Source organism: Cupriavidus sp. GA3-3 (assembly GCF_000389805.1).
GTDB lineage: Bacteria > Pseudomonadota > Gammaproteobacteria > Burkholderiales > Burkholderiaceae > Cupriavidus > Cupriavidus necator_D.
This window is the reverse complement of sequence record NZ_KB944506.1, coordinates 43,712-60,101: the sequence shown is the minus strand read 5'-3', so window position 1 is coordinate 60,101 and position 16,390 is coordinate 43,712. Positions and strand designations below refer to the sequence as shown.

14 protein-coding genes are annotated in these 16,390 nt (G+C 69.0%); 5 read left to right on the top strand and 9 right to left on the bottom strand.

The features are described from left to right. The first annotated feature begins 119 nt into the window (after nucleotides 1-119). On the top strand, nucleotides 120-545 hold the full coding sequence (locus C265_RS30780) for a PRC-barrel domain-containing protein (RefSeq protein WP_010814032.1): 426 nt from the start codon (nucleotides 120-122) through the stop codon (nucleotides 543-545). Between the two features lie 13 nt (nucleotides 546-558). On the opposite strand, the gene C265_RS30775 is transcribed toward C265_RS30780, so the two are convergent. The 3 genes from C265_RS30775 to C265_RS30765 are packed head-to-tail and all read right to left on the bottom strand — an operon-like array spanning nucleotide 559 to nucleotide 2,854. Next, entirely contained in the window at nucleotides 559-921 is a 363-nt protein-coding gene (locus C265_RS30775) for a DUF3325 domain-containing protein (protein WP_010814033.1), read from the bottom strand. After that, nucleotides 918-2,561, bottom strand: coding sequence for a PepSY domain-containing protein (locus C265_RS30770; RefSeq protein WP_037025819.1), 1,644 nt, complete (start codon nucleotides 2,559-2,561; stop codon nucleotides 918-920). Before C265_RS30770 ends, C265_RS30775 begins: the two co-directional genes overlap by 4 nt. Next, complete coding sequence (locus tag C265_RS30765; RefSeq protein WP_010814035.1) at nucleotides 2,561-2,854, bottom strand: DUF3649 domain-containing protein; 294 nt, start codon at nucleotides 2,852-2,854, stop codon at nucleotides 2,561-2,563. Before C265_RS30765 ends, C265_RS30770 begins: the two co-directional genes overlap by 1 nt. Nucleotides 2,855-3,531: 677 nt before the next feature. Here C265_RS30765 and fur point away from each other — a divergent pair. Together fur and C265_RS30755 are read left to right on the top strand one after the other, a co-directional pair. Continuing rightward, nucleotides 3,532-4,020 (top strand): ferric iron uptake transcriptional regulator, encoded by a 489-nt coding sequence (fur, locus tag C265_RS30760; RefSeq protein WP_011616358.1) that lies wholly within the window; start codon nucleotides 3,532-3,534, stop codon nucleotides 4,018-4,020. Between the two features lie 28 nt (nucleotides 4,021-4,048). Beyond that, a complete protein-coding gene (locus C265_RS30755; RefSeq protein ID WP_010814037.1) occupies nucleotides 4,049-4,312 on the top strand; it encodes a hypothetical protein in 264 nt (87 codons plus the stop codon). A gap of 22 nt (nucleotides 4,313-4,334) precedes the next feature. On the opposite strand, the gene C265_RS30750 is transcribed toward C265_RS30755, so the two are convergent. After that, entirely contained in the window at nucleotides 4,335-4,664 is a 330-nt protein-coding gene (locus tag C265_RS30750; RefSeq protein ID WP_010814038.1) for a helix-turn-helix domain-containing protein, read from the bottom strand. 314 nt (nucleotides 4,665-4,978) lie between these two features. Further along, entirely contained in the window at nucleotides 4,979-5,908 is a 930-nt protein-coding gene (locus tag C265_RS30740; RefSeq protein ID WP_037025814.1) for a DMT family transporter, read from the bottom strand. Between the two features lie 519 nt (nucleotides 5,909-6,427). On the opposite strand from C265_RS30740, the gene C265_RS30735 reads away from it, so the two are divergent. Next, nucleotides 6,428-6,751, top strand: a complete 324-nt coding sequence (locus tag C265_RS30735) for a PadR family transcriptional regulator (RefSeq protein WP_010814041.1) — start codon at nucleotides 6,428-6,430, stop codon at nucleotides 6,749-6,751. Between the two features lie 82 nt (nucleotides 6,752-6,833). Here C265_RS30735 and C265_RS30730 read toward each other — a convergent pair whose 3' ends face one another. The 4 genes from C265_RS30730 to C265_RS30715 form a co-directional block, all read right to left on the bottom strand. Next, nucleotides 6,834-7,862, bottom strand: a complete 1,029-nt coding sequence (locus C265_RS30730) for a putative 2-aminoethylphosphonate ABC transporter substrate-binding protein (RefSeq protein WP_010814042.1) — start codon at nucleotides 7,860-7,862, stop codon at nucleotides 6,834-6,836. 61 nt (nucleotides 7,863-7,923) lie between these two features. Further along, a complete protein-coding gene (locus tag C265_RS30725; protein WP_037025812.1) occupies nucleotides 7,924-9,651 on the bottom strand; it encodes a putative 2-aminoethylphosphonate ABC transporter permease subunit in 1,728 nt (575 codons plus the stop codon). Continuing rightward, nucleotides 9,648-10,742, bottom strand: a complete 1,095-nt coding sequence (locus C265_RS30720; protein WP_010814044.1) for a putative 2-aminoethylphosphonate ABC transporter ATP-binding protein — start codon at nucleotides 10,740-10,742, stop codon at nucleotides 9,648-9,650. The genes C265_RS30725 and C265_RS30720 overlap by 4 nt, the downstream gene beginning before the upstream one ends. A 163-nt stretch (nucleotides 10,743-10,905) precedes the next feature. After that, on the bottom strand, nucleotides 10,906-14,163 hold the full coding sequence (locus C265_RS30715) for an EAL domain-containing protein (RefSeq protein ID WP_037025810.1): 3,258 nt from the start codon (nucleotides 14,161-14,163) through the stop codon (nucleotides 10,906-10,908). Between the two features lie 224 nt (nucleotides 14,164-14,387). Between C265_RS30715 and C265_RS30710 the strand changes: the two genes are divergently transcribed. Further along, on the top strand, nucleotides 14,388-16,379 hold the full coding sequence (locus C265_RS30710; protein ID WP_010814046.1) for a diguanylate cyclase domain-containing protein: 1,992 nt from the start codon (nucleotides 14,388-14,390) through the stop codon (nucleotides 16,377-16,379). The last annotated feature ends 11 nt before the right edge of the window (nucleotides 16,380-16,390 follow it).

The following is a 16,390-nucleotide window of genomic DNA, read 5'->3' as shown; positions in this document are numbered from 1 at the left end:
AAAGAATTACCACGGCGGCAGCCGGCAACTTCAGCCCCATGCGTACGGCGCCACAAACGGCGCAGGCATGGTCATTGCGCATGCCATGCATTCCAACGTCCTGCGACAAGGAGCACAGCATGCCGAACCAACCTCCCACCAGTGAAGGCGCGGCCATCATCGGTTCAGGCGTGGGCGAAGGCCCGGGCCCTGAAGTGATGGCGGCATCGAGCCTTGACGGCACCAAGGCCTATTCATCCGATGGCGAACACGTCGGCAAGATTTCCGAGATCATGCTGGATGTGCCGCACGGCCGCATCGCCTACGCGGTGCTGACCACCGGCGGCTTCCTCGGCATTGGCGACACGCTGCACGCCATCCCATGGAATGCACTGGTCATGGACACCGACGAGAAATGCTTCCGGATTGCGGTGACGGCAGACCGGCTCAAATCCGCACCGGGCTTCAACAAGGACAGCTGGCCGAGCATGGCCGATCCCCAGTGGGGCAAGTCGCTGCACGAGTACTACGGCCGCGATCCGTACTGGGTGCCCCCGCCGCTGTAAGGCTGCGCAGGGGCTACATCCAGGTTGCAAGCAGCCAGCGCGCGGCCAGCGCGGCCAGGCCGATACCCGCCACGCCCGGCAGCAGGCGCTGCACCGCGCGTGGCGCATAGGACAGGCCCAGCGCCACGGCAAACGCGCTGGCGGTCAGCGTGCCAAGCCACGACACCGTTCCCAGCGGCCCGCCGTCGGCAGCAACGTGGAGCGACCAGGTTAGCGCGAGCGCGCCGGCACCCGCCGCGCGCAGCCCAGCCACCGCGCGCCGCGACGGCATGCTGCCGCGGCCATGGATATCGGCATGGTGGCGGTCAAGCGACAGCGCCAGTGCGGCGAATCCTGACAGCGACAGTGCGAAGGCAGCCAGCATATTCATGCTCATGCGGGCTCCTGTGTGACGGCAGCCACTTCGGCCACCTTCTGCGGCTGGCGTGACGTGCGCCGCGGTGCCGGCTGCCCGCGTCCGACCATCCAGGCCGCGGCTGCCAGCGCTATACCGAGCGTCAGCGTCACCAGGTCGAAGCCAGCCACCGCCGCCGGCCCGCGCCCCTGCAGCAAGGTCACGCCCAGGTGCGATCCGGTGGTCAGGGCGTTGAGCACCGGGACGCCCCCGAACAGCGCCGCACCCACCCACAACTGCGCGCGCCACATGCCACGCGCGGGACGCAGCAGCGCCAGCAGCGCGCAGGCGGCCCAGGCGATGAAGAACCAGCGGATCTCCGCTTCAGGCCGCTGCGCCAGTTCCACCGGCAACAGGCGGTTGGCCCAGAAGTAGCTGGCAAAGGCAATCGGCAGGCCGGCGATGGCGCCGATGTTCAGCGCCTCGACCAGGCGCAGGCCAACGCCGGGCCGAGCACCTGCAGCCAGCGCCTTGGCCTGCTGCTGGCGCGTGCGTACCGCCCACAGGATCGCCCCGGTAGCCACCATGGCGGTTCCGGCAAGACCGCACAGGAAGAACAGCGCGCGCAGGCCTGGTGACGCAAAGCCGGCGATATGCAGGCCGGTCATGACGCTGCGCGTCAGCTCTGCCGCTGACTTGTCTTCCGCGTACGCGCGCAGCATGGCGCCGCTGGTGCCGGAGAATTCAAGCGTGGACGCATCGTGTGCCAGCGTGGTCGGCTCGGCACGGGTCAGCGCCACGGTGGCATTGGCATCGCCCGGCAGGTTCACGGTGATGCGCCGCGGCGCGGCCCCCTGCCAGCGGCGCTCCGCCTGCGCCACCATGTCTGCCACGCTTGCCAGCGCGGCGGGCGTGCCCGCTGCGCTGGCTGGCCGCGGACGCAGCATCGCCTCGGCCTGGAAAGCGCGCTCGCCGCCGCGATAGGCGGCCTCGATGCCCCAGGGCATATACATGAACAGCAGCGTGACCAGCCCCGTGTAGGTGATCATCAGGTGGAATGGCAGCGCCAGCACCGCCAGCGCATTGTGCGCATCGAGCCAGGATCGCTGGCCCTTGCCGCGCCGGAACGTGAAGAAGTCGGCAAAGATGCGCCGGTGCGTGATGACGCCGCTGACGATGGCAACCAGCATGAACATGGCGCAGAAGCCGGCGATCCAGCGCGCCCACCTGGCCGGCATGTAGTGCAGGTCGAAATGCAGCCGGTACAGGAACTCGCCGCCGCGGGTCTCGCGCGCGGCCTGCAGCGGCGCGCCGGTGGCCGGGTCGAGCAAGCGGCTGTCGAACCGGCGCGGCTTGCCGTCGGCATCGCGCGGCGCCTGGCCCGGCTTGTAGACCCACCGCACGGTGGCGGCCTGGCGCCGATCGTCGGGCAGCGTGATGAACCAGCGCGCGGCATCGGGTGCCTGCCGGCTGAGGTAGCGCACCGCGTTCTGCGCCACCTGCGTGGCCGGCACCTCGGCGGCGGGCGCGGTGCGATGCAGCTCGGGCCGCATCCACAGCGAGATCTCTTCCTTGAAATAGCTGGCGCTGCCGCCGCAGAACATCAGCAGCAACACCCAGCACACCAGCAGGCCGCTCCAGGTATGGAGCCATGCCATCGACTGCCTGAAACCTGCCCGCATCAGCCGCCCCGTCCCACGGCCAGCAACGCCAACAGCAGCGCGGCCGGCAGCGCCAGCCCGGCCCAGGCTCGCCACGCGCTGCGCACCGCGAAGACCCAGACCACCGCCGCGGCATAGACCGCGAAGGACAGCAGCGTGGCCGTCGTCACGGCATCGGGCCGCGCCATCGGCAGCCACACGGACAGGGCCGCGGTGGCCAGCGCCGCCAGCGCGTAGCCGCCAGCAATGGCCGCGACCGCGCGCGAGGCCACCCCGGCGCGATAGCGCCAGCCGGAAGCGTGGGCCTGGCTCATGCCGGCACGCGCAGTACTGCGCCGCAGGCCAGGCCGGCCGTCACGGCTGGGGCTGACTGCAGCGGCATGCCAGAGACGGGGCGGCGATGGCGGGAGGAAAGTCGATACATGGCGCAGGACCGGGGCAAGAAATCGTTACGAATGATAACAATTCGCATTATTACCCTCAAGGTCGTACATTGCGCCACCGGGCCACCCTCAAAAAAATGAGACCACCCGTAAAATTTTCCTTGTAATGAGATCGATTCCCATTTACTATCCGATCACTGCCTGACGCACGACGCACCTCCCGACAGGCAGACCGGCCAGGTCCGGCGCGCCGCGGCACGCGGCAGCAACCGAAGCTGGCAGGAACGACAGGATTTCCGGATGCCGCCGCTGCGGCATTCGATACCGACTTTTGTGGGGACCGCTCCGTCACGCGGAGCGTTTGGCAGTAGCCAGTCTTCGGAAGATCGGGAAAGCAACCAGACCCCGCTTTCCCGATCGCGTCTTCCGGTGACAAGCCAGGCCATCTTTTTATTCCGCGCGTCGTGCAGGCACGGCGCGCCGCCAGGGACGGGGGCGCCAGCACTGGTCCGGCCCTGGCGCTTCAGCCTGAAATCCCGCCAAGCCATCGACGCCGCCCGTGCGCGGCGCCAGGCCGGGCGCCGCCCTGCGCGCGGGGCGCCAGCCGCATGCCAATGCCTTCCGCCATGTCATTCGAGAGCACAAACCCGATCCATCTCAAGCGCGCCGGCCTGAAGGCCACCTCGCCGCGCATGCGGATCCTTGAAGTGTTCCGCACCAGCGCCCGGCGCCACCTGAGCGCCGAAGACGTCTACCGCATCCTGCTGACGCAGGACGAGGACGCGGGACTGTCCACGGTGTATCGCGTGCTCAACCAGCTGGTGCAGGCCGACATCCTGCTGCGACACAGCTTCGAGTCCGACCACGCCGTGTTCGAACTCAACGAAGGCGGCCACCATGACCACCTGATCTGCGTCGCCTGCGGCCGCGTGGAGGAATTCCGCGATGAAAGCATCGAGCAGCGCCAGCGCCAGGTAGCCGCCGACAACGCCTTTGTCTTGCGCGAGCACATGCTGGTGCTGTACGGCGTCTGCCCGCAATGCCGGGCCGGCGCCACCGAGGCCGAACCCACGCCGGAGCTGCCCGCCCGGGCGTAAGCTCGCCGCGCACCTGACGGAGCCATCCATGGAGCGCCTGAACAAGCCCCTGTCCGAACTGAAACGCCTGATCAACCTGTGCCTGCGGCAGGAGCCCGGCTGCCACGACTGCCAGCTGCGCGCGGTCTGCGTGCACCGGCCCGACCACACCGGCTGCAACTGGAGCGCCGAAGTCGATTTCCCCGAACGCAGCGAAGCCGACGCCGTGCGCCACCTGCGCCAGGCACGCCGTGTGGTGATGATGGTGCGCGAGCAGTACAACGTGGCGGCGGGCACGGCGGCACAGGCCTGAGTCAGGGACCTCGCGTCCTGGCTCAGATATCGAGTTGCGCTGCAGTGATGCCGAGTGCGGCGGCAATGCGCTCACGCGAGGTCTTGCGCAGGCGGGTGCTGTTCTCCTGCTGCGCATAGGCTGGCTGTGAAATGCCGAGGCGCACTGCGACGTCTGCCTGGGTCAGGCCAAGATGCTCGCGCCAGGCGCGCAGAGGCGGCACGTCATCGGCTAGCACGCGACGCACGACCGCATGCGGAACCAGATCACTGGCGCGCGCATATTGCGAGAGGTAGTCCCCATAGGGAATCACGACAAACGCCGGCTTGCCATCCGGCCCGATGATCGTCTGGATGTTAGTAGGTGCGTTCATCCCGCTTTCTCACTTCCTGTATTTCCACGATTCATATCGCTCCGTCCCCGTCGGACAGCACCCGGTAGTTGCCGACTCCGAGCCGATAGCCATAGGCATGGTTGGCTAGCGCTTTGACATGTTGGCAGTTCGGCATATGCCCCAAGTCCTCAATCGCATCAAGGATCGTGGCGCGCATTGGCTTGTCGAGCTTTCGGACTTGCCTCGTGGCCTTCGTTGCCCAATATATCGAGTTCATCACTCGAATATAAGAAATTTATAAGCAATAAAGGCGTTATGGCAATGAATATAAGTTTATTCTTATCCAGAGGCGCTCAACGTTTGACCGCTACACCACCTGCCGGACTGGCGCCGTGCTCCACCCCCGCCACCGGCCGCAACACCAGCCATACCGCCACCCCGATCAGCACGCCACCCGCCGCGTGCGCCCACGACAGTGCCTCGCCCAGGAACAGCGCGCCCCAGACGATGCCGAACGGCGGGATCAGGAAGGTGACGCTCAGCGAGCGCACCGGGCCCAGGTCGGCAATCAGTCGGTAATACAGGATGTAGGCCAGCGCCGTGCACAGCACGCCCAGCCCCAGCATGGCCGCCCACACGCCGGCGCCGGCAGCGGGCAGCGTGTTGTGGCGCCACAGCGCGGCGAGGCAGAAGGGCAGCAGGAACACGGTGGCACCGACCATGCTGCCGGCGGCGACCAGCCGGCTGTCTAGCCCGCCGCGCCGCGTGATCCAGCGCCGCGCGAGAAAGCCGGAGAGGCCGTAGCAGGCGGTGGCCGCCAGGCAGGCCAGCGCGCCCAGCAGCACGTCGGTCGAGAACGCCACCGGTCCGGTGCGGGTCAGCACCGCGACGCCCGCCACGCCCAGCAGCACGCCCAGGGTCTTGGCGCGCGTGAGCCGTTCGGAAAACGCCAGCGCGCCGATCAGCACGCCCATCAGCGGGGTCATGGCATTGAACACGGCCGAATAACCGGCCGGCAGCCACAGCGCGGCGATGGCGTACATGACAAACGGGATACCGGAATTGACCACACCCAGCGCCAGCACCGCCGGCCATTTGCCCTGCATATCCCAGCGCAGCTTCAGCAGCGGCAGGCATGCCGCCAGCGTGAGCGCGCCGATCAGCACCCGGGCGAACGCGGTCGGCATCGGTCCCAGCGCCGGCACGCCGATGCGGATAAACAGGAAACTGGCGCCCCAGATGGCGGCCAGGGCAAGCAAGCGGGCGAGATCGGCGGGTTTCATCAGGGGAACCGGGAGGCGCGGGTTGGAGGTTGCCGCGATTTGACGCCTGTGCAGCGCATGCCGCAAGCCGGATTCGGACCTGTGCCCCGCCGTCGCCACGATGGCGATCCGCTTTCCGCCAGGAATTTAGGTGATGTTGACTGATTTACGACATTTTCGAGCGCCGCTCCCTGCACAATCTCACGCCAATTCGTCACTTTTCCAATCAAAAGCTTTCATCATCACCCCACGCTGGAGGGGGGCTGTTACCGGCGCGTGACAAGCCGCCTTCGATTAAATTAAACTCTGGTCTGCGCCAGAGTTAATTGACCCCTCCGACGCATTCCCGACAAGCCGCCAGGGCTCCTGGCGGCTTCTTTTTTGTCCGAACGGGTAAAATGCGCCTTGCCCGGCGCATGAGCACTGCCAGTCCAGCAGGATGACAGGTGCCGCGCCACAGGCATCACAAGGCCTGCAAACCCCGAGTTCCGGACGGCGCCTGCGTCAACCGGCGCGGCGTCTGCCGCGTTGCCAGTCCACATGAAACGACAGTTCCTGGGCCTGCTGGCCCGCGTCTACGTCCTGCAATTCGCGCTTGAAGTCCCGGCTACGGTGGCCATGCTTGCCGACATGTTGCTGGAATACGGCTTCCAGGTCGATATCGGCTCAGTGCGCCCGTTGCTGCGTGCCCTGCAAATGGAAGGCTATCTGGAAAGCGTGCTGCGCGACGGCATCGGCCGGGTCTACCTGCTGACCGAGCGCGGCCGCGAAGAGCTCCAGGCCAGCCGCCAGCGCATCGACGATCTCTACCGCCGCCTGCACGCCGGCCAGCCGGCCACCGACGAAGTGCCGCACCAGGCCTGATCCGGCCAGGGCGGCCGCCGCGGCGCGGGGAGCGTACCCGTTTCTGCGGGCCATCTCCTCGCCGCCGGGCGCGCCGTGTGCCTTACTTCTTCTCCGCCTTCCCTTCGTAGCGCTTGCTCCATTCAGCCAGGATGCGGTCGCGGTTGTCGCTCGCCCAGCGGAAGTCGTTCTTGATCAGGCGCTTCTCGTAGTCGGCGGGCAGCAGCGCGTCGGGCCTGGCAATGCCGGGCACGGCCAGCACGGCAAAGTTCTTCTCATACAGCGCCATCGCTTCACGCGAGGCCGAGAAGTCAGCCAGCTTGCGCGCGGCGTCCAGGTTCCTGGTGCCCTTGACGATGGCGGTGGCCTCGATGTCCCAGCCCAGGCCTTCGCTCGGCAGCACGATATCGATCGGCGCGCCTTCCTTCTTCGACTTCATGGCACGGTACTCGAACGCAATGCCGATCGGGAACTCGCCCTGCGCGGCCATCTTGCACGGCTTGGAGCCCGAGTGCGTGTACAGGCCGATGTTCTTGTGCAGGGCATCCATGTACTGCCAGCCCTTCTGCTCGCCCATCATCTGCAGCCAGGCGCTGACATCGAGGAAGCCCGTGCCCGACGAGGCCGGGTGCGGCATCACCACCTTGCCCGCGTAGATCGGCTTGGTCAGGTCGGCCCACGAGGCCGGCTTGGGCAGGCCCTGCTTCTGCGCCTCTACGGTGTTGAAGCAGATCGCCGCGCCCCACACGTCCATGCCGACCCATGCCGGCGGATTGGCCGGGCTGCGGTACTTGGCATCGATCGCGGCCAGGTTCTTCGGCGCATACGGGTCGAGCATGCCTTCCTTGTCCAGGATCGCCAGGCTGGAGCCGGCCAGGCCCCACACCGCATCGGCGCGCGGCGCGGCCTTTTCCGCCAGCAGCTTGGCGGTGACGATGCCGGTGGAATCGCGCACCCACTTGATTTCGATATCGGGATGCACCTTCTCGAACGCGGACTTGTAGGCGGCGATCTGGTCGGCTTCGAGCGCGGTATAGACCGTCAGCACGGTGGCGGCGCTGGCGTTGCCGGCCAGCATCGGCAGGGCGGCCGCGGCGGCAAGCGCCGCGACAAGGTTGGTGATGCGGGACATGGTTTCTCCTTGGGTTCGGTGAGTGTTCCGGAATGCAGGGGTACGGCGAATCGGGCAAAGGTCAGCCGGCGCGCCAGCGTTGTGCGCGGCGCAGCCAGCCGGCCGAGACCGCGTGCAGCAGCAGGGCCGCCAGCACCGAGGTCAGCAGGATCAGCGTCGACATCGCGGCAGCGGGCGCGGTGTCGCCGGCATCGTCCATGTTCAGCACCGAGATCGCCGCCAGCACGGTGTCGGGGCTGTACAGGAAAATCACCGCCGAGACCGTGGTCATCGACGACACGAAGAGGTAGCGGAAGATATCGAGCAGTGCCGGCAGGCACACCGGCACGGTCACGCGCCAGCACGTCACCAGCGGCGCCACCCCGAGCGACAGCGCCGCGGCCTCGAACTCGTTGTCGAGCTGGCGCAGCGCCGCGGCCGCGGTCAGATGGCCGGTGGTGTAGCAGTGCGCCACGTTGCACAGCACCAGCAGCGCCATGGTGCCGTACAGCGCGTGCAGCGGATTGCCGGGCGCGTTGAAGAAGAACACATAGCCCAGGCCCAGCACCAGCCCCGGCACCGCCATCGGCAACAGGAAGCCCGCGCGCAGCACGCCGTGCAGCCAGGCCGGGCCGCGCGTGCGCAGCGTCAGCCAGGCGCCCAGGAAGATCGCCGCCGTGCCCGCCAGCGCGGTCAGTGCCGACAGCTTCAGGCTGTTGCGGTAGGCCAGCCAGCCGCCGCCGTCCATATTGTCGAAGTCGTAATGCGCCAGCGTCAGGCCCAGGTTGTACGGCCACAGCTTGACCAGCGACGCGCCCAGCGCGGTGGCGATCACTGCCAGCAGCGCGGCACTGACCAGCGCCACCAGCAGCAGGCACGCGCCGTCGCGGCCGCGCTCGGGCGCCGGCACATACACCTGCGCGCGGCTGCCCATCTGTGTGCGCTGGCGCTGCTGCATTGCCATGTCCACGGCAAAGGTCAGCAGCGCGGGCGCCAGCAGCAGCATGCCGATCAGCGCGCCGCGGTCGAACTGCTGCTGCCCGACCACCGCCTTGTACGCTTCCAGCGCCAGCACCGGATAACCGCCGCCCACCACCTTGGGTACGCCAAAGTCCGTGATCACCAGCGTCAGCACCAGGCAGGCGGCGGCGAACAGGCCCTGGCGCGCGCCCGGCAGCGTGACCGTGCAGAAGGTACGCCACGGGCTGGCGCCCATCGCGCGCGCCGCCTCATAGAGGCGCGCATCGGCCAGCGACAGCGTCGCCACCAGCACCATCAGCGCATGCGGGAAGGTGTAGAAGGCCTCGCCCAGCACGATGCCCCAGAAGCCATAGATGCCACCCGGCCCGAAGGCGCCGCGAAAGATGCCCTGGTTGCCGAACAGGTAGACCAGCGCGATCGCCGGCAGCAGCGACGGCGCAAACAGCGGCAGCAGCGCGATGCCGCGCCACAGCGGCCGCAGTGCGATGCAGGAACGCTGCAGCGCATAGGCAAAGCCAAATGCCAGCGGCACCACCAGCGCCACCACCGCCAGCGACACCGCCACGCTGCGGCCGAGCATCGGCAGGAAGTTGGAGCTGGTCACCAGCGCCGCCATGCGCGCGCCCAGCGCCCATTGCCCCGCCGCATCGAACCACGCCTGGCGGAACAGCGCCAGCAACGGCAGCAGCAGGCCGACGGCCAGCCCGGCCAGCCAGAGCCACTTCATCGCGGCCGGGGCACCGTGCGCCAGCCGGGAGGCCAGGCCGGTGCCGCGCGGCGATGCTGCCTGCGTAGCCTCGGGCAGGACGGCAGTGACCGCGCGCATCATGCAAACACCCGCAACGCCTGCGCGGGCAGCGCAATCCAGAACTTGTGGCCGCCCGCGTCGGGCAGCCGGTGCCGCGCCTCGCGCGCCACGTCGGCAAACAGGGTCAGCCCCGGCAGGCGATCCGCTTCCAGCGCCAGCCGGTAGCGGTTGCCGAGGTAGGTCTGGTCGACCACGCGCGCCAGCAGCCGGTTGGGCTCGGCAGGATCCGGGTCCAGCCGCACCGCTTCCGGGCGGCAGCACAGCCGGCCGGCGGATGCCGCCGGCTGCGGCGAGTCGACCAGGAAATCGACGGCCTGGCTGCCCTCGCCGACGGTGAAGCGCCCGGCCTGCACGCTGCGCCCCGGCAGCCAGTTGGCCTGCCCGACAAAACCGGCGACAAAGGCCGACGCCGGCTGCTCATAGATTTCGGCGGGAGTGCCGGCCTGCACGATGCGCCCGCCGTCCATCACGGCAATGCGGTCGGCCATGGTCATGGCCTCTTCCTGGTCGTGGGTGACCATCACGGTGGTGATATTCAGCCTGCGCTGCAGCTGGCGCAGCTCCAGCCGCAGGTGTTCGCGCACGCGGGCGTCGAGTGCCGACATCGGCTCATCAAGCAGCAGCAGCGAAGGCGCCGGCGCCAGCGCGCGGGCCATCGCCACGCGCTGCTGCTGGCCACCGGAGAGCTGGCCCGGGAACTTGCGCTCGCTGCCGGCCAGGCCGACCAGGTCGAGCATCTCGGCCACGCGCGCGTCGCGGTGCGTGCGTCCCATGCCGCGCCCGTGCAGTCCATAGGCCACGTTCTGCGCCACGGTCAGGTTGGGAAACAGCGCATAGGACTGGAACAGGATGCCGTAGTCGCGTGCCTGCGGCGGCAACCCGGTCAGTTCACGCGCGCCGGCATGGACGCGTCCTGCGTCCTCGCGCTCAAGTCCCGCGATGATGCGCAGCAGCGTGGTCTTGCCGCACCCGGACGGGCCCAGCAGGCACAGCAGCTCGCCCTGCCCGACCGACATCGACACGCCGTCCAGCGCCACGAAGCTGCCAAAGCGCTTGCTGACCTGCTCCACCGCCAGGAACGCCCGGCCCTCCCCGGACTTGCCTGCCTGCATCACCGAATCTCCGCAATCTCAATTGAATCGGTCGCCAGCATAGGCAGCGCAGATGCCAGCCGTGTGGCAGATCGGCAAAGTATTTCGATGGAGGTATCGGGGGATTTGGGATGGGGCAGCGGCGCGGGCACGCCGGCAAGTTATGAATGGTGCCCCTGGACGATTATGACTCGCGCAGCGCAGTGGCGCCCGCAGACGTGGGGGTCGGCACCCGAATCCCCTGTTCCAGGATCTCCCGCAGCACCTGCTGCGGCACCGCCTGGCTGAACAGGAACCCCTGCAGCCCGTCGCACCCCTGCGCCCGCAGGAACTCGAACTGCGCCGCCGTCTCCACCCCTTCGGCAATCACCTTGAGGTGCAGCTGGTGGCCCAGCGCGATGATCGCCGCTGCCACCGCCTGGTCGTGGCCGGGCGTGGCCACGTCGTCGACAAAGGACTTGTCGATCTTGAGCCGGCTGATCGGCAGCCGGGTCAGGTAATTGAGCCCGGAGTAGCCGGTGCCGAAATCGTCGATCGACAGCCCCACGCCCAGCTCGCGCAGCCGGCGGAAGGTCTCGATGGTGGTCTCGCCGCCGTCGACCAGGATGCCTTCGGTGACTTCGATCACCAGCCCCTGCGGCGGCAGGCCGGCCTGCTGCAGGCAGTGCGCCACGGTATCGGGGAAGTTGGCCTGGCGCAGCTGCAGCGGCGAGATATTGACCGCGACCTCGATCTCGCTGCCCAGCGCCTGGCGCAGGGCCTGGATTTCGCGGCAGGCGGTGGCCAGGGTCCATTCGCCCAGCGGCGCCACCAGGCCGCTCTGCTCGGCGATGGGGATGAACTCGGCCGGCTGCATGGCGCCGCGTTCCGGGGTGTTCCAGGTAATCAGCGCCTCGACGCCGGTTATAGCCAGGGTCGCGGCATCGACGATCGGCTGGTAGCGCAGCCGGAACTCATCGCCGGCGAGCGCGCGCCGCAGCAGCCCTTCGATGGTGAAGCGCGCCAGCGAGGCCTCGGCCATGGCGCTGGCAAAGCGGCGCAACTGTGCGCGCCCGTCGTGCTTGGCCGCGTAGACGGCCGAATCGGCAGCCTTGAGCAGCTCGGTCAGGCTATCGCCATCGTCCGGGTAGATCGCCATGCCGATCGATGGCGTCACGCGCAGGCGCTGGCCGCCGGCCTGCAGTTCTTCATTGACGCGCGCCTGGATCTTGGCGGCAATCAGCTCGGCTTCGCTGTCGTGGCGCAGGCCGCCCAGCACCACGCCGAATTCATCGCCGCCCATGCGCGCCACCAGGTCGCCCTGTCGTACCGCGCCCTTGAGGCGGTCGGCCATGGTGCGCAGCACGTCGTCGCCGACGGGGTGGCCGAGCGAGTCGTTGATGTGCTTGAAATGGTCCAGGTCGAGCAGCAGCAGCGCCACGCGCTCGCCGTGGCTGCGCGCGTACAGCAGCAGCGCCTGCGCGCGCTCGCTCAGCTCGGCGCGGTTGGGCAGGCCGGTCAGCGGGTCATGCAGCGCGAGGTGTCGGATGTACTCGTCGACGCGGAGGCGCTCGGTCAGGTCGTAGCCGATGGCCTGGTAGCCAGGCGACGGCGCGGACCGGGGCACATCGGCACGATCGGCACCATCGGCGGGACCAGCTGGCGCTGCGTCAGCGGCTGGAGCCTCGATGGGCGCCGGCAGGGCGAACACCGCCAGCTGCACCGGCATGCGCGAGCCGCCCTTGCGCACCCAGGTCCATTCGCGCTCGTCGGTCAGGGCAAGCCGTGCCTTGGCCACCAGGGCGGGCAGCCCCGGCGGCACCGGCTCGCCCAGTTCGCCACTGAGCATGCGGGCATGGTCGGCCAGTTCGTCGGCAACATGCAGGCCGGTCATGTGCATGTGGCCGACCAGTTCCGCGGCGTTGTACCAGAGCATGCGCTGGCCAGCCGCGTTGATGCCGGTGATCAGCCCGTCCTCATCGAACGTGATCACGCAGAAGGCGGCATGGTCGAGCAGCCCGGCATAGCGCGCGGCCTGCACCGCGGCGGCCTGCTGGGCGCGCCGTTCCGGTTCCAGGTCCGTGACCGCCCACAGCCAGTGCGCCGCGCCGCCGTCGGCCGCAGGCAGGCGCGCGGCGCTGGCGCGCAGCGTGAAGCGGCTGCCGTCTGCGCGCACGCCCGCCAGTTCACGGTGGACTTCGGACCCCGGCGCAGCATCGCCGGGGACAACGCCGGTGGCGCCGGGGACCAGGGTGTCCAGGCTGCGTCCGGCCAGCCGCTGCGGATCAGCGCCGAACAGTTGTCCCGCCCGCTCGCTCGCGCGCACCACCACGCCCTGCGCATCGATCAGGATAAAGCCGTCGGCCGACTGCGCCAGGCACGCCTGCAGCATCGCGCTGTCATCTTCCCAGGCATGCACGGCCTGCGCTTCGCGCTGGCATGCGGCACGGCCCTGGCGTGCCAGCGCATGGGTGAGCCACGCCAGCAGCAGCGTGGCCAGCGTGCCCGCGGCCAGCGCCAGGTACGCCTGCCGCGGGCCATGCGCGGCTTCGAAGGCGGGGCGCGTGGCGGCGCGCAGCGTCCAGGTGACACCGCCATACTGGAACTGGCGCTCGCCGTGCAGCAGCGCCGCACTGCCGTCCTCGCGGCGCTCGCCCTCGGTCGGCCCGCCGGACAGCATCGGCCCGGGCGCGGCCGGGGAGCCCTCGTGCAGCGAGAGCTCCAGTTCCGCCGCCGCCGGGGCACCGACCGCGCGCATCAGGTCGCCCAGGCGCAGCGACACGTAGACATAGCCAAGCACCGCCTGGCGCCGCTGCGCCACCGTGCTGACCGGCGCCTCGCCGGCGTAGACCGGCAGGAATACCAGCGCGCCGTGCTGGTGCTGCGCCGCCTCGGTTTCGCGGACCAGTGCCAGGCCGGGCGTGAGCCGCGGTTCGCCGCTGTCGCGGGCGGCTTCCAGCGCCGCCCGGCGCGCCGGCTCGGACAGCATGTCAAAGCCGGCGGCGCGCGTGTTGCGCCCGTCCAGCGGTTCGATATAGAGGATCGGTGCGTACAGGTCGCGCTTGCCGCCGGGATGAATGTCGTAGTCGGCAAGGCCGTCGGCACGGGCGGCCTGCACCAGCCGCGGCACCCGCTGCAACGGCGTGAGCGGCGCGTAGCCGATCGACTGGGTGCCGGCGGGCAGGTCGTCGAGCTGGGCAGTATAGAGATAGTCGCGCCACTGCGTGCGCGAGGTGTCGGGGTTAGCGGTCAGCACGGCGGCCACGCCGCGCAGCAGGCGTTCGTTCTCCAGCATGCGCTCGCGCAGCGCGCTGCCGGCCTGTCCCAGCAGCGCGTCGAAATGCTGCTGCGCCTCGCGGCGCTCGAGCCGCTCCGCCTGCAGCCATGCCCCTGCCGTCAACAGCGCGCCGCCGGCCGCGACCAGCAATGACAACAAGGCAGGGGAAAGCGAAGTCAGTCTCATGGTCGATCAGTTCCGGCATGCAGCAGGGGCATGCCGTCTGCGTGGACGTGCCTTCGCATTAACGGGGGACTATACCGTGGCACGGGCAGCGCGCACACCCCCGCCGGGGATGGACCCGTTCGGGGGAAAGATCGCATGCCCCCCATGGCGGGGTATGGTAGGGTTGCACCGGAGATGCCCCCAAGTACGCGGTCTGCGCCACTGGTGCTCCAACTGCGCCCTACATGCCCGTCTACACACCCACGCTGAAAGCGCGCATTGCGATCATCACCACCGTGCTGGCCGCGGTGTTCGGCACCGGCATCGTACTGACCGCCCTGTACGATGCCCACCGCGACCTGCACGATGCGCTGCAGGTCCAGCAGGATTCCGTCGTCAAGCTGACCGCCAACCAGCTCGACACCGCCATGAACGACCGCATTGTGCTGCTGTCGCACCAGGCTGCGCAACTCAGCGGCCTGCTGGTGCAGGCACAGGGCGCGCAAGCCGCCGCGGCGCGCGAGCGGGCACTGGATACGCTGTCCGCAGCGATCCCGGTGCCGGCCGCGTTCAACGCGCTGCTGGTCGCCGACATGCAGGGCAACATCGTCACCCACCGCGGCGCCGGGGCGGACATTGGCGACCGCAGCTATTTCCGCGAGGCCGCCCGCTCGCTCGCGCCCGTAGTGTCGCCGCCCATCCGCTCGCGCACCAACGGCCAGATGGGGGTGATGGTGGCGGTGCCGGTGCTGACGCCGAACCGGACCTTCGTCGGCCTGGTGGGCGGCTGGCTGGACCTGTCCAGCGCCAACTTCCTGGTCGAGATCCTGCACAACCGCCTTGGCACCACCGGCTACTACTGCCTGGTATCGGCCGGCCCCAAGCCGGTCTATATCCGCCATCCCGATCCCGCGCAGGCGCGCCAGCCGGCGCTGGCCGTGGCCGATACCTGCGGCGAGGATGACAGCCCCGCGCCGCTGGAATTCCTCACGCCGGCGCGGCCGGTGATCGCGCGCTACCTGATGTCGAGCACCGGCTGGGAACTGGTGGCGCTGCTGCCCGCGCGCGAGGCCTACGCACCGCTGCACCAGATGCAGCAGCGCTTCCTGGGCATGGCCGGGGTGGCCATGGCGGCGGTAGCCCTGCTGATCTGGCTGGCGGTGCGGCGCCAGCTGGCGCCGCTGGCGCGCCTGCACAAGGTGGTACAGGCCAGCGCCAACGACCTGTCCGCGTTCGAGCGGCTGCCAACACGGCAGCAGCGCGACGAGATCGGCGACCTGACGCGCGCCTTCATCAAGCTGATGCGCGACGTGCGCGAGCGCCGCCAGGCGCTGGACCGCAGCGAACGGCGCCTGCGCGCGGTGACCGACACGCTGCCGTCGCTGCTGGCCTTTATCGACACCGATGAGCGCTATGTGTTCAACAACCAGGCCTACGAACGTGTCTTCGGCCTGAAGCCGGAGGAACTGCGCGGCAGGCACGTGCGCGAAATCCTGGGCGAGGCCCGCTACGCGCGCGTGCAGCCCTTCATGCAGCGCGCGCTGGCGGGCACTGCGGTGACCTTCGAAACCGAAGACAGCGACCCCGAATACCACTGCATGGAGAGCAGCCTGCGCCCGGAATGGAGCGCCGACGGCAGCGAGGTGGTGGGCGTGCATATCCACGTGCAAGACATCACGCAGCGCAAGCTGGAGACGCAGCGCCTGGCGCGCATGTCGCGCACCGACCACCTGACACAGCTGATGAACCGCAGCGCCTTCGAGGGCCAGCTGCATGCGGCGATGGTGCGCAGCCGCGAGCATGGCACGCTGATGGCCCTGCTGTACCTGGACATGGACCGCTTCAAGGCCGTCAACGATATCCACGGCCACGCCGCCGGCGACCAGCTGCTGCAGACCTTTGCCCAGCGCGTGCGCCGCTGCGTGCGCGAGCGCGACACCGTCGCCAGGCTGGGTGGCGACGAGTTCGCGGTGGTGCTCGAAGACATGACCCAGCCCGCCGCGGCACGCCGCGTGGCGCAGGCCATCCTGCAGGCGATGGACGAGCCCTTCTACTTCGAGGGCGTATCCGCCGACGTTGACGTCAGCATCGGCGTGGCGCTCTACCACGGCGGCCCGGCGCAGGACCGCGAACTGATGCGGCTGGCGGACGTGCTGCTATACCGCGCCAAGGGCGCGGGCCGCGGGCGCTATGAGATCGGCCCGCCGGAACTGGCGGGCGAGCTCAGCCCGCAGTAGGCGGCCCCGGC